10 protein-coding genes are annotated in these 13,101 nt (G+C 68.5%); 7 read left to right on the forward strand and 3 right to left on the reverse strand.

Translation table 11 applies throughout. The annotated features are described in order from the left end of the window. Window positions 1-99: 99 nt before the first annotated feature. The gene (locus AC1RIF_RS16785; protein ID WP_492602494.1) at window positions 100-333 is read left to right on the forward strand and encodes a DUF8691 family protein; all 234 of its coding nucleotides are present in this window, start codon (window positions 100-102) and stop codon (window positions 331-333) included. A gap of 22 nt (window positions 334-355) precedes the next feature. Here AC1RIF_RS16785 and AC1RIF_RS16790 read toward each other — a convergent pair whose 3' ends face one another. Continuing rightward, window positions 356-2,059, reverse strand: a complete 1,704-nt coding sequence (locus AC1RIF_RS16790; RefSeq protein WP_492602495.1) for a SulP family inorganic anion transporter — start codon at window positions 2,057-2,059, stop codon at window positions 356-358. A 35-nt stretch (window positions 2,060-2,094) separates the two neighbouring features. Next, window positions 2,095-2,472 (reverse strand): DUF8021 domain-containing protein, encoded by a 378-nt coding sequence (locus tag AC1RIF_RS16795; protein WP_492602496.1) that lies wholly within the window; start codon window positions 2,470-2,472, stop codon window positions 2,095-2,097. Between the two features lie 229 nt (window positions 2,473-2,701). Here AC1RIF_RS16795 and leuA point away from each other — a divergent pair, with 229 nt between their 5' ends. Next, window positions 2,702-4,510, forward strand: a complete 1,809-nt coding sequence (gene leuA, locus AC1RIF_RS16800; protein ID WP_492602497.1) for a 2-isopropylmalate synthase — start codon at window positions 2,702-2,704, stop codon at window positions 4,508-4,510. A gap of 139 nt (window positions 4,511-4,649) precedes the next feature. Here the strand turns inward: leuA and AC1RIF_RS16805 are convergent, their stop codons facing one another. Continuing rightward, a complete protein-coding gene (locus AC1RIF_RS16805) occupies window positions 4,650-5,621 on the reverse strand; it encodes a tellurite resistance/C4-dicarboxylate transporter family protein (protein ID WP_492602498.1) in 972 nt (323 codons plus the stop codon). 110 nt (window positions 5,622-5,731) lie between these two features. Between AC1RIF_RS16805 and AC1RIF_RS16810 the strand changes: the two genes are divergently transcribed. The 5 genes from AC1RIF_RS16810 (at window position 5,732) to AC1RIF_RS16830 (ending at window position 13,031) form a co-directional block, all read left to right on the forward strand. After that, entirely contained in the window at window positions 5,732-9,451 is a 3,720-nt protein-coding gene (locus AC1RIF_RS16810; RefSeq protein WP_492602499.1) for a nitrate reductase subunit alpha, read from the forward strand. Continuing rightward, a complete protein-coding gene (gene narH / locus AC1RIF_RS16815) occupies window positions 9,451-11,118 on the forward strand; it encodes a nitrate reductase subunit beta (protein WP_492602500.1) in 1,668 nt (555 codons plus the stop codon). The genes AC1RIF_RS16810 and narH overlap by 1 nt, the downstream gene beginning before the upstream one ends. Continuing rightward, window positions 11,115-11,720, forward strand: coding sequence for a nitrate reductase molybdenum cofactor assembly chaperone (gene narJ / locus AC1RIF_RS16820; protein WP_492602501.1), 606 nt, complete (start codon window positions 11,115-11,117; stop codon window positions 11,718-11,720). The genes narH and narJ overlap by 4 nt, the downstream gene beginning before the upstream one ends. Further along, window positions 11,717-12,484, forward strand: coding sequence for a respiratory nitrate reductase subunit gamma (gene narI / locus AC1RIF_RS16825; protein ID WP_492602502.1), 768 nt, complete (start codon window positions 11,717-11,719; stop codon window positions 12,482-12,484). Before narJ ends, narI begins: the two co-directional genes overlap by 4 nt. A gap of 166 nt (window positions 12,485-12,650) precedes the next feature. Next, window positions 12,651-13,031, forward strand: a complete 381-nt coding sequence (locus AC1RIF_RS16830; protein ID WP_492602503.1) for an SHOCT domain-containing protein — start codon at window positions 12,651-12,653, stop codon at window positions 13,029-13,031. Window positions 13,032-13,101: the final 70 nt, after the last annotated feature.

Consider the following 13,101-nt stretch of genomic DNA (forward strand, 5'->3'; position numbering starts at 1 on the left):
TCGACGGGTGAGGCGGAGGCGTTCGCGGCCCGGAATGCTCGACAGCACCGTGGAATGTGCCCCGGTGCTCGACACCCGACTAGACGCCGAGGAGGCGTGATGGCCACTTCCGACGCGGGCTGGCCGGCGTCCGTGCGCTACGCCTTCCTGGTCGGCGGCGAACTGTCCGAGCGGGTGTTGGCGGCGTTCCCCGAACTCAGGGTGTCCGAGACCGCCCGCGCGCACACCACGCTGTACGGCCCGGTCCGGAACCCGACCGAGCTCCGGGGGATGCTCGCACGTTTCGACTCGCTGGGGCTGACGCTGATCGAGATGAGGCGGCTTCCGGACTGACGCTCGCCCGGCTCACGACTACTCAGCTGTCCGCCCGGTCGGTCACTTTCACCAGACGCCGCTCCGCCGCGTCGAAAGCGCTGCGGGTCGATTCGCCGAGGGTGTCGGTCGCCGGGAAAACCTCGAGCGCGACGCCCTGACCCGCCAGGCGCTCGTCGTCCCAGTATTGCGAGGCCGTCTCACCGACGCCGCTCAGAAACAACCTTCCATCGATCGCATCGAGGCGCTTCGCGTAGTCGCGGACGACGGAGAAGAACGTGGCCCCCAGGGTGGTGCGGCCGCGCAACCGCAGAATCACTTCGGCGCCCGAGGCGCCGTTCGGATCCGGGAGCCTCGCCTGGAGGGTTCGGGCGCCCGCATAGAACAGGCTGCCGTAGACGTCGAGCACGACGATCTGTCCGTCGGTGAGGGTTCGCGGCGCGGGCTGCTCGCGGAGGGTGCCGTCCTCGCCGGGAACGAGTTCGACCACCGAGAGGTCGATCGCCTCCTGGTTGAGCTGCAGCAGCAGCGACAGCGCGACGCCGATCCCGACGGCAGCGGTCACCGGAAGCAGCAGTGTGGCAACGAAAGTGGTCACCAGTGCGATCTGCGAGCTCGGTCCGCTCTGCAGGATCGTCCGGATGCGGCCCGGCCGGATCGATCCGACCGCCGCGAACACGAGCACCGCCGACAGCGTCGGCATCGGCACCTTGCCGACCAGCCCGGAGAACACCACGAGAATGATCAGCATCCAGATGCCCGACCACACCGCACCCCATCGAGTGCGCGCCCCCGCCGCGTCGTTCAGCGCCGTCTGCCCCACCGAGCCGCCGACCGGCATCCCCCCGAACAGCGCGGAGCCGATGTTGCCGATGCCCTGCGCCGAGAAGTCGGTGTTCGGCGCGGAGCGACTGCCGTCCCGGTTGGGCGCCGCCTCCGCCACCCCCGCCCCCTGTACCAGCACGATCACCGCAACCGCGAGCGCGCCGGTCACCAGCTCCGGGGTGAACGCCCCGAAGTCCGGCAGCCCCGGGAGCGGCAGCCCCGTCGGAATGGTCCCGACGTCGGACACGCGGGCCACGCTGTCCCAGCCGAAGCCGATGACCACGGCGCTCGGCACCACCAGTGCAACCAGCGAGCCGAAGAGTGCGAGCCGCGTGCGAGCCAGGACCACCGACAGCAGCAGCGCCGTCGCACCGGTCACCAGCGATTGCCAGCCGATGCTCGACGGGTTCGACACCACGTCGACGAACTTGGTGAGCGCGATCGAACCACTCGCGTCGGCGCCCGTCAGGTCCGGGACCTGGCCGAGGACGATGTTGACCGCGATGCCGGTGAGGAAACCGGTCATGACCGAGTGCGAGACGAAGCGGGTGTAGCGACCCAACCGCAGCAGCGCCGCCGCGACCATGACCAGCCCGGCCATCAATGTCAGCAGGATCAGTGCACCGGAACGGTCCGCCTCGGGGACGTCGGCCACCGCCGACCCCGCTGCCAGGGCGGCCGCGCTGGTGGTGGTGATCACCATCAGCTTGGTGCTGGTCTGCATCCCACCGAAGAGTGGGCCCGCGAAGCTCGCGTAGAGCCCGTGGACGGGGCTCACGCCGGCGAGCACGCCGGACGCCATACCGTCCGGCACGCTGCTGATGGCGCCGGGGATCCCCGCGACGAAGTCGGCCTTGAACGATCGCTTGTCCGGGAGCCTGGCCCGCGCCCAGCCCCGTACCGCCTCACTCACTCGGCCCATGCGGGGCAGTCTGCGGTGCCCGACGCGCGGCGTCCTCACTCCCGACGGATGAGGTTGTCCTTGCCGACCAGCCGGATCTTGGCGTCGATCCGGTGGATGCGCGGGTCCTCGGCGGGGATGACGAACGTCTCGTGCACGCGCGCGGTGACGAGCGTGCGACCGAACAGGCCGGCGTCGATCAGGTAGTCGGCCACCACTTCGTCACCCTCGACCCGGTACTGCTCGTCGCGGATGGCGCGGATCACCCGGAACTGCGGGCCACGCGAAAGGCTGCGGCGCAGGTGGTTTCCCGAGAAGCCGGTCTTGATACCCACCTCGTGGCGCACCGCGTTCGGCGCGTACGGCACCGAGTCGCCGTCGTGGCTGAGCAGGGCGGCGACGTACGAACGGGCCGCGTCGAGCTGTGCTGTCATGCGCACAGTCGACCACGCCGACCCCACCCTCGGTGTGAATTTGCTCCCCACTCCGCGCGTGCCAGGTGGACGCAGGAGTACAGTGCCAGCTATGCAGCGCGCTCTCCTTCTTGGGTGCCGCGGCGGGGTCTGATCCAGACTGGCCTCCCGTCGCGGGTCCTCTCCGTGCGCCGGTCGTCTCAGCTGTCGGACTCGTAAAGTCCACACACAAACCTGGAGATCGATTCCCATGTCCCCCGCTGACGCCTTTACTTCCGGATCGCGCACCATCACGCCGCCGTCCAAGCCGGCGCCCGCCGACCAGCCGGCCTGGAACACCCAGAAGAACTCGTCGATGCCGACCTTCCGCTACCGCTCGTTCGGCGAAGAGGTCGAGACCGTATCGCTGCCGGACCGCACGTGGCCCGACAAGGTCATCGACCGCGCCCCGCAGTGGTGCGCCGTGGACCTGCGTGACGGCAACCAGGCCCTGATCGACCCGATGAGCCCCGCCCGCAAGCGCCGCATGTTCGAGCTGCTGGTGCGGATGGGTTACAAGGAGATCGAGGTCGGCTTCCCGTCCGCGAGCCAGACGGACTTCGACTTCGTCCGCGAGATCATCGAGGACAACGCGATCCCCGACGACGTCACCATCCAGGTGCTGACGCAGTCGCGGCCCGAGCTGATCAAGCGCACCTTCGAGGCCTGCGACGGCGCGAAGAACGTGATCGTGCACTTCTACAACTCGACGTCGATCCTGCAGCGTCGCGTCGTGTTCCGCGCCGACAAGGAGGCGATCAAGAAGATCGCCACCGACGCCGCCGCGCTGGTCCTGGAAGAGGCGAAGAACCACCCCGACACCAACTGGCGCTGGGAGTACTCGCCCGAGTCGTACACCGGAACCGAGCTGTCGTATGCCAAGGAGGTGTGCGACGCCGTCGTCGAGACCCTGGGTGCCACCCCCGACAACCGGGTGATCATCAACCTGCCGGCCACCGTCGAGATGGCCACGCCCAACGTGTACGCCGACTCGATCGAGTGGATGCACCGCAACCTGGCCCAGCGCGAGAGCATCATCCTGTCGCTGCACCCGCACAACGACCGCGGCACCGGTGTCGCGGCCGCCGAGCTGGGCTACCAGGCCGGCGCGGACCGCATCGAGGGCTGCCTGTTCGGCAACGGCGAGCGCACCGGCAACGTGTGCCTGGTGACGCTGGGCCTGAACATGTTCACCCGCGGCGTCGACCCGCAGATCGACTTCTCGAACATCGACGAGATCCGTCGCACGGTCGAGTACTGCAACCAGCTGCCCGTCCACGAGCGACACCCGTACGGCGGCGACCTGGTCTACACCGCGTTCTCGGGCAGCCACCAGGACGCGATCAACAAGGGACTGGACGCGATGAAGGTCGCGGCCGACGACCAGAACGCCGATGTCGACGACATCGTGTGGGAGGTCCCCTACCTGCCGATCGACCCCAAGGACGTGGGCCGCACGTACGAGGCCGTGATCCGCGTGAACTCGCAGTCCGGCAAGGGTGGCGTCGCCTACATCATGAAGGCCGACCACGGCCTGCAGCTGCCGCGTCGCCTGCAGATCGAGTTCTCGCAGTCCGTCCAGAGGATCACCGACGGCGAGGGCGGCGAGGTCTCCCCGAAGGAGATCTGGGACGTCTTCTCCGAGGAGTACCTGGCCCCGGTCAGCCCGCTCGAGCGCATGCGCCAGAAGGTGACGGCAGCCGAGGAGGACGGCGGCACCGACGCCATCACCGCGGTGGTGAAGGTGGACGGCAAGGAGCAGGAGATCTCCGGCTCCGGCAACGGCCCGCTCGCCGCGTTCGTCGACGCCCTGGGCACCATCGGCTTCGACGTCCGCGTCCTGGACTACTCCGAGCACGCGATGTCCGCCGGTGACGACGCACAGGCCGCGGCCTACGTCGAGTGCGCGGTCACCCTGCCCGACGGCAGCAGCAAGGTCGTGTGGGGCGTCGGCATCGCCACCTCCATCACCACCGCGTCGCTGCGCGCCGTCGTCTCGGCGGTCAACCGGGCGCACTGAGTTCCGACTCACTGCAAGGGAGCCGCATCCGTCACGGGTGCGGCTCCCTTGTCCGTCCAGCCCTCGGAGCCTCGGCCTGAATATCCATTCCTCGAGCCGAGCAGCGGGGTTCCCGCGGAGGGCGACGAGAAGTGGGCGCTCAGGCCGATCGGGACGCCGCCGCCAGGTGCCGCCCCGACGCGACGAGCAGGATCAGGCACACGACCACCGCGGGCCACACGAGGACGTCGCCGATCGGCCGCAGCCAGTCGGCGTCGGACGACGTCGCCACCGTGAGCGATGCCGCCGACGTCATCCCCATCGGGAACGCGGTGGACCAGCGGCGCACGTCGTACTGCAATCGAGGCCAACGAATCTCCGAGACCGCCAGGACCACGTAGCCGGTCATCGCGAGGCACACGATCGCCACACCGGATACCTGGATCGAGATGTGCACACCGTCGGGCCAGCCCGACGAGACCGCCGCGGGCGCGAGTTTGCCGGCCGCGAGCGCACTGATCGCCAGACCACCGGCGAACACCCACTGATCACCGGTACCCACACGGAACTGGTCGTACGAGAACCGGATCAGCACCATCAGGTAGAAGAACAGCCCCAGCAGGAATGCCACGAAGGCAGGTCCGGCGAGCCAGTGCGCCGACGCCGACACCGCAAGTGAGGCGCCCAGCACCGCGAGCCCCTGCGTGGAGACGCAGAGCAGGAAGTGCACGCCGACGGTCGGCGACGCCCAGTGCCGCACCACGGCGGGGATCAGCACCACCCAGGCGACGAGGGCGATGCCGAGCGCCACCCAGCCCACATGGTTCCAGTCGAGCAGCACACACCGCGCACCGAGCACGCACGTCGCGGCAACACCGGTGAGGGCGGGTGGGGTGTCGGCCTCGTTCACCCAGCGGGCCCGATCGTCGAACAGACGACCGACGAAGACCACCACGAGCAGCACCCAGATCAGCGCGCCGACAATCAGCCAGAAACGGGAGAACCACTCGAATCCGGCAAGGTGCAGGGCCACCGACACGATGCCCGTCGACATCGCCGCGGCGCCTGCCCCCGCCGGAATCGCGGTCAGCGCGCGGCCGGGGCCTGCCTGCACGCCCGGTCCGTGGGACACATCTTCATGATGCGCGAGTGGTGTTGCGATCGGACCGGATTCGACGGTTCCGGTCGAGTTCCGCTGCGGGCGCGCGCGGATTGGGTCATCCTCGACACAGGGAGGCAGCCATGTCGCGTGCAACCGACAAGCCCGGTCGCCCCGCCCCGACACCGCCCGCGCCGATCGAGAGTCCGCTCGGCGCGGCCCTGCTCGAGACGGGTCGCTTCTTCACTCGCTCCACCGTGTCCAAGGACCTGCGCGCGGTGTACCGGGCGGGTGGGCGCGAGGGCGATGTGTTCTACCGGGACCGCTGGAGCCACGACAAGGTGGTCCGCTCCACGCACGGCGTGAACTGCACGGGATCGTGCTCGTGGAAGGTGTACGTCAAGGACGGCGTCATCACGTGGGAGACGCAGGCGACGGACTATCCGTCGGTGGGACCGGACCGGCCCGAGTACGAGCCGCGCGGCTGCCCCCGCGGCGCCGCGTTCTCCTGGTACACCTACTCCCCCACCCGGGTTCGCTACCCGTACGTGCGGGGCCTGCTGCTCGAGATGTTCCAGGAGGCGCGGGAGCGGCTCGGGGATCCGGTGCTCGCGTGGGCGGACGTCGTCGGCGACCCGGACCGACGCACCCGGTACCAGCGGGCCCGCGGCAAGGGCGGACTGGTGCGGGCGTCGTGGGAGGACGCGGTGGAGATGATCGCGGCCGCGCACGTGCACACCATCGCGAAGTACGGGCCGGACCGTGTCGCCGGTTTCTCGCCGATCCCGGCGTTCTCGATGGTGTCGTTCGCGGCGGGTTCCCGGTTCATCGAACTGCTCGGCGGCGTGATGGCGTCGTTCTACGACTGGTACGCCGACCTGCCCGTCGCGTCGCCGCAGGTGTTCGGTGACCAGACCGACGTCCCCGAGTCGGGCGACTGGTGGGACGCCGCGTACCTGATCATGTGGGGCTCCAACGTCCCGGTAACGCGCACCCCCGACGCGCACTGGATGGCCGAGGCCCGCTACCGCGGCCAGAAGGTGGTGGTGGTCTCGCCCGACTACGCCGACTCCACCAAGTTCGCCGACGCGTGGCTGCCCGCGCAGCCCGGTACCGACGGCGCCCTCGCGATGGCGATGGGACACGTGATCCTGCAGGACAACTACGTCGACCGGCGGGTGCCGCTGTTCGCCGACTTCGCGTCCCGCTACACGGATCTGCCGTTTCTCGTCACTCTCACCGAGCGCGACGGCGCGTACGTGCCCGGACGGTTCCTGCGAGCCTCCGACCTCGGCGACGACGGCGAGGGCGCCGAGTGGAAGACCGTACTGCTCGACGCGGCCGACGGCGAGCCGGTGGTCCCGCCGGGCAGCTTGGGATTCCGGTACACCGAGTCCGGTGTGGGGCAGTGGAACCTGGACCTCTGCGACACACGGCCCGCGCTGAGCGTCCGCGATGCTCCCGGCGAGAACTGCGACGTGGAGATCCTGCTGCCGCGCTTCGACGTCGGCGCGCAGGGCAAGGTGATGCGCCGCGGCATCCCGGCCCGGGAGGTCGGAGGACACCTCGTCACGACGGCGCTGGACCTGATGCTCGCGCAGTACGGGGTGTGGCGCGACGGCCTGCCCGGAACCTGGCCCGGCGGCTTCGACGATCCCGACGAGCCGTACACGCCCGCGTGGCAGGAGTCTCTGACGTCGGTTCCGGCCGGCGCCGTCGTTCGGATCGCCCGCGAATTCGCCCGCTCCGCAGAAAGATCCGGCGGTCGCTCGATGATCATCATGGGTGCCGGCATCTGCCAGTGGTTCCACGGCGACGCCACCTACCGCGCGGTGCTGGCGCTGCTGATGCTCACCGGCAGCATGGGTAGGAACGGCGGCGGCTGGGCACACTACGTGGGCCAGGAGAAGGTGCGACCGTTCACCGGGTGGGCGACGATGGCTATGGCGACGGACTGGTCCCGGCCGCCGCGGCAGGCGATCGGCACCGCGTTCTGGTACATGCACGCCGACCAGTGGCGCTACGACGGCTACCGCGCCGACGCCCTCACCTCCCCACTCGCCGAGGGCCGTCTCGCCGGGCAGCACACCGCCGACACCATCGCGCAGTCCGCACGGATGGGCTGGATGCCGTCGTACCCGCAGTTCGACCGCAATCCGCTCGACCTGGCCGACGAGGCCGCGGCGTCGGGCACCGACGCAGGCGGCTACGTCGTCGACCAACTGCGCAGCGGCAAACTGCGGTTCGCGGTCGAAGACCCGGACGCTGAGGAGAACTGGCCGCGGGTGCTGACGCTGTGGCGGGCCAACCTGCTGGGGGCGTCGTCGAAGGGCAACGAGTACTTCCTCGAGCACCTGCTCGGCGCCGGCTCGAGCCTGCGCGCCACCGAGACCCCACCCGAGGGCCGACCCGTCGACGTCCGCTGGCGGGACGAGGCGCCGCGCGGCAAGCTGGATCTGATGGTGTCGCTGGACTTCCGGATGACCAGCTCGACGCTGCTCTCGGACATCGTGCTGCCCGCCGCGACGTGGTACGAGAAGTACGACCTGTCGAGCACCGACATGCACCCGTTCGTGCACGCGTTCACGCCGGCGGTGGACCCGCCGTGGGAGGCTCGCAGCGACTTCGACGCTTTCACCGAGATCGCCCGCCGGTTCAGCGAACTCGCGAAGAAGCACCTCGGCACCCGGCACGACCTGGTCGCGACCGCGCTCGGCCACGACACCCCGGGGGAGACCGCGCAACCCCTCGGGGAGGTGCGCGACTGGCGCGCCGGGGAGGTCGATCCGGTTCCCGGCAAGACGATGCCGGGCCTGAAGGTGGTCGAACGCGACTACACCGCGATCGCCGAGAAGATGGCGACACTCGGCCCGCTGGTGGAGCAGCTGGGGCTGAACACGAAGGGCGTGACGTTCCACCCGGACGCCGAGGTCGCGGATCTGGCGCAGCGGTGCGGGGTGATGTCGTCCGGGGTCGGGGCGGGCCGGCCCGCGCTGGACACCGACGCGAAGATGGCCGAGACGATCCTGGCGCTGTCCGGAACCACCAACGGTCGGCTCGCCGTCGCGGGTTTCGAGGAACTGTCCCGACGAGTCGGCAAGCCCCTCACCCATCTGGCGGCAGGTAGCGAGGACCGCAGGATCCGGTTCGCCGACACGCAACAGCAGCCGGTGCCCTCGCTTGCCAGCCCCGAATGGTCGGGGGCCGAGGCGGGCGGGCGGCGCTACGCACCGTTCAGCATCAACGTCGAGGAACTCAAGCCGTGGCACACCCTGACCGGCCGCATGCACTTCGTGCTCGACCACGAGTGGATGCGCGAGTTCGGTGAGGTGATGCCGATCTACCGACCCCCGCTCGACATCACGCGTCTGTTCGGTGAGACGCGACTGGGCGAGTCCGACGGCAAGGCGCTGTCGGTGCGGTACCTGACGCCGCACTCCAAGTGGTCCATCCACTCCGAGTACCAGGACAACCTGTTGATGCTCTCGCTGTCGCGTGGTGGGCCCAACGTGTGGATGAACGTCGACGACGCCACCTCGATCGGGGTCGCCGACAACGACTGGGTGGAGGCCGTCAACCGCAACGGCATCCTCGTCGCCCGGGCTGTCGTCACGCACCGGATGCCACCGGGCACGGTTTTCGTCCACCACGCGCAGGAGCGCCTGATCAACGTGCCCAAGTCGGAGACCGACGGCCGACGCGGCGGCATCCACAACTCGCTCACCCGGGTGCTGGTGAAGCCGACGCACCTGATCGGCGGATACGCGCAGCTGTCCTTCGCGTGGAACTATCTCGGCCCCACCGGCAACCAGCGCGACGAAGTCACGGTGATCCGTCGCCGCGGCCAGGAGGTGCAGTTCTGATGCAGGTGGCGGCGCAGATGGCGATGGTGATGAACCTCGACAAGTGCATCGGATGCCACACGTGCTCGGTGACGTGCAAGCAGACGTGGACCAACCGCAGCGGCACCGAGTACGTGTGGTTCAACAACGTGGAAACCCGACCGGGACAGGGTTATCCGCGCAAGTACGAGGACCAGGATCTTTGGAAGGGCGGCTGGACGTTGAACCGGCGCGGTCGGCTGACTCTGCGCGCCGGAGGTCGGGTGAAGAAGCTGCTGTCGATCTTCGCGAACCCGCTGCTGCCGAACATCCGTGACTACTACGAGCCGTGGACCTACGACTACGACACCCTCACCTCCGCCCCGCTCGGCGACGACTTCCCGGTAGCGCAACCGATCTCGCTGCTGTCGGGCAAGCCGATCCCGATCGAGTGGAGCGCCAACTGGGACGACGACCTCGGTGGCACGCCTGCCACCGAGGCGCACGATCCGATCCTCGCGCAGATGCGTGACCAGGCCACCGAGAAGGTCAAGCTCGAGTACGAGAAGACATTCATGTTCTTCCTGCCCCGGATCTGCGAGCACTGCCTCAACCCGTCGTGCGTGGCGTCGTGCCCTTCGGGCGCGATGTACAAGCGCGCCGAGGACGGCATCGTCCTCGTCGACCAGGACCAGTGCCGCGGCTGGCGGATGTGCGTCACCGGATGCCCCTACAAGAAGGTGTATTTCAACCATCGCACCGGCAAGGCCGAGAAGTGCACGTTCTGCTACCCGCGCGTCGAGGTGGGCCTTCCCACGGTGTGCTCGGAGACGTGCGTCGGCCGACTGCGGTACATCGGCATCGTGCTCTACGACCTCGACCGGGTGGGCGAGGTGGCGTCCACGCCCGACGAGAAGGATCTGTACGACGCCCAGCGCGGCCTGCTGCTCGACCCCGAGGACCCGACGGTGATCGAGGCGGCCAAGGCGTCGGGAATCCCCGAGGACTGGATGGACGCGGCCCGACGGTCACCGGTGTACGCGCTCATCGAGAAGTACCGGGTGGCGCTGCCGCTGCATCCGGAGTTCCGGACGCTGCCGATGGTCTGGTACGTCCCACCGCTGTCGCCGGTGGTGGACGTACTCACCGAAACCGGCCACGACGGTGAGGATCTGGACAACCTGTTCGGTGCGATCGACACCCTCCGCATCCCGATCGAGTATCTCGCGGGGCTGTTCACCGCGGGCGATCCGGAACCGGTGACCGCCGTCCTGCACCGGCTCGCGGCAATGCGCTCGTACATGCGTGACCTCAACCTCGCGGACGAACCGGACGAGTCGATCGCGACGGCGGTCGGCATGACCGGCGAGCAGATCTACGAGATGTACCGACTGCTCGCGATCGCGAAGTACGACGAACGGTACGTGATCCCCACCGCGCACGCCGAGCAGGCGCACCAACTCGAGGAACTCGGGTGCAGCCTCGACTTCGAGGGCGGGCCCGGCATGCTCGACAGCGGTCCGTTCGGGGAGGCGTCGGGCCGCCCCGTGCCGGTCGCGGTGGAGACGTTCCACGCACTGAAGCATCGGCAGTCCGCCGACACCGTCGCCGACCCGCAGGACCGGTCCGCCCGTGTCAATCTCCTGAACTGGGACGGCAAGGGCGCCGTGGACGGCATGTTCCCGAAGCGGAACGGCGACCACCGATGAAGGCCGCGGATCTGCGCGTCGTCGACCAGGCCGCCTCCCTGCTGTTGGACTACCCACGGACCACCCTGGTGAACCGGCTGCCGGTCCTCACCGCCGCGCTGGCAGAGTTGCCACGCAGCACCGCCGCGGCACAGCTGATCTCGTTCGCCGAACACATACGCGCGCAATCGCTCCCGGAGCTCGAGCGGCACTACGTCGAGACGTTCGACCTGCGCCGCAGGAGCTGCCTGTACCTGACGTACTACGCCGACGGCGACACCCGCCGGCGCGGGGTGACACTGGTCCGGCTCAAGCAGACCTACCGCCGGGCGGGATTCGAGTTCGATGCCGCCGACCTGCCGGACTTCCTGCCCGTAGTCCTGGAGTTCGCCGCGGCAACCGGCGATCGTTCCCTGCTCACGAAACACGTGCTGGGCCTGCAGCTGATCCGCCTGGGTCTCGTCGAGGTCGGCAGCCCGTACCTGACGGTGTTCGACGCGCTGCTGTCCACGCTGCCCGGTCCGACGGCGAAGGATCGGGACGCGGTGCTGGCGCTCGCCCGTAGCGGACCGCCGCAGGAAGAAGTGGGGCTGGAACCGTTTCCGACCGGAGATGCGCGATGACCGACAGCAGCCTCACCGACATCCTGTTGTGGGCGGTGCTGCCCTACGTCATGGTGGCGGTCTTCGTGACCGGCACCGCGTGGCGGTATCGGTACGACCAGTTCGGTTGGACCACACGCTCGTCCGAGCTGTACGAGTCGCGGCTGCTCCGCATCGGCAGCCCACTGTTCCACTTCGGCCTGGTGTTCGTGATCGCCGGACACGTGCTGGGACTGGTCATACCCGACGAGTGGACCGCCGCACTCGGGGTGAGCGAGACGCGGTACCACTACGTGGCGTACGTCCTCGGCGGGATCGCCGGCTTCTGCACCCTCGTCGGGATCGGAATCCTGTTGTATCGCAGACGCACCAAGGGGCCGGTGTTCATGGCCACGACCCGCAACGACAAGATGATGTACCTGGTGCTCGTCGCCACCATCTGCGCGGGACTGTGGACCACCGTCGCCGCGAACTCGCTGCACGACGGCTACAACTACCGGGAGACGATCGGCCCGTGGTTCCGCAGCCTGTTCATTTTCCAGCCCGAGATCCATCTCATCGCGTCGGCGCCGCTGACGTACCAGGTGCACGCGCTGATCGGGATCGTGCTGTTCATCCTGTGGCCGTTCACCCGCCTCGTCCACGCCTTCAGCGCGCCGGTCAAGTACCTGTTCCGGCCGTACATCGTCTATCGCAGCCGGGACGTCGGTGGCCCGCCGCGCACCGAGGTGCCCGGTCGCGGTTGGGATACCGGTGCGACGCGTCCACCCCGGGCCCCGCGATAAGTGCGCAAATCGCCACTCCCGGCCGCCCGAAAGCGCATGAGTGTCCGAATCGCGGCGGGATTTCCGAGTGACTTGGATTTCACCTGCGGCGAATGAACCAATTGTGGCGTCCGTTGTGTCACAGTCAGTTGCACTCTCGACCGAACACGTGAATGGAGCCGTCCTCATGGACTCTTTCTGGGATTTTCTCTGGGTGATTCTCGTCAGCTTCGCGTTCATCGCGTACCTGATGCTGCTGTTCTCGATCATCACGGACCTGTTCCGGGATCACAAGAGTTCCGGCTGGGTCAAGGCAATCTGGGTGGTCTTCCTGATCATCCTCCCGTTCATCACCGCTCTCGTGTACCTGATCGTCAAGGGTGACGACATGACGAAGCGTTCCATCGCCGCCGCGCAGCAGATGAAGGACGCGCAGGACACCTACATCCGCCAGGTCGCCGGCAAGTCCGGCGCGGAGCAGATCGCCGACGCCAAGGCGCTGCTCGACTCCGGCACCATCACGCAGGAGGAGTTCCAGTCGCTCAAGGCCAAGGCTCTCGCCGGCTGACCTGAGCTCTCGCGGGTCCTCCTCGCTCGGCTTGTGGTGATGCCGCGCTCCCGATCGGGAGCGCGGCATC

The organism is Prescottella sp. GW823-FHT02E09 (genome assembly GCF_058797375.1).

What these genes read in the sequence shown, in the direction of transcription:
- AC1RIF_RS16785 (WP_492602494.1), top strand. Translation starts at nt 100, where the DNA reads ATGGCCACTTCCGACGCGGGCTGGCCGGCGTCCGTGCGCTACGCCTTC.
- AC1RIF_RS16790 (WP_492602495.1), bottom strand. Translation starts at nt 2,059, where the DNA reads ATGGGCCGAGTGAGTGAGGCGGTACGGGGCTGGGCGCGGGCCAGGCTC.
- AC1RIF_RS16795 (WP_492602496.1), bottom strand. Translation starts at nt 2,472, where the DNA reads ATGACAGCACAGCTCGACGCGGCCCGTTCGTACGTCGCCGCCCTGCTC.
- leuA (WP_492602497.1), top strand. Translation starts at nt 2,702, where the DNA reads ATGTCCCCCGCTGACGCCTTTACTTCCGGATCGCGCACCATCACGCCG.
- AC1RIF_RS16810 (WP_492602499.1), top strand. Translation starts at nt 5,732, where the DNA reads ATGTCGCGTGCAACCGACAAGCCCGGTCGCCCCGCCCCGACACCGCCC.
- narH (WP_492602500.1), top strand. Translation starts at nt 9,451, where the DNA reads ATGCAGGTGGCGGCGCAGATGGCGATGGTGATGAACCTCGACAAGTGC.
- narJ (WP_492602501.1), top strand. Translation starts at nt 11,115, where the DNA reads ATGAAGGCCGCGGATCTGCGCGTCGTCGACCAGGCCGCCTCCCTGCTG.
- narI (WP_492602502.1), top strand. Translation starts at nt 11,717, where the DNA reads ATGACCGACAGCAGCCTCACCGACATCCTGTTGTGGGCGGTGCTGCCC.
- AC1RIF_RS16830 (WP_492602503.1), top strand. Translation starts at nt 12,651, where the DNA reads ATGGACTCTTTCTGGGATTTTCTCTGGGTGATTCTCGTCAGCTTCGCG.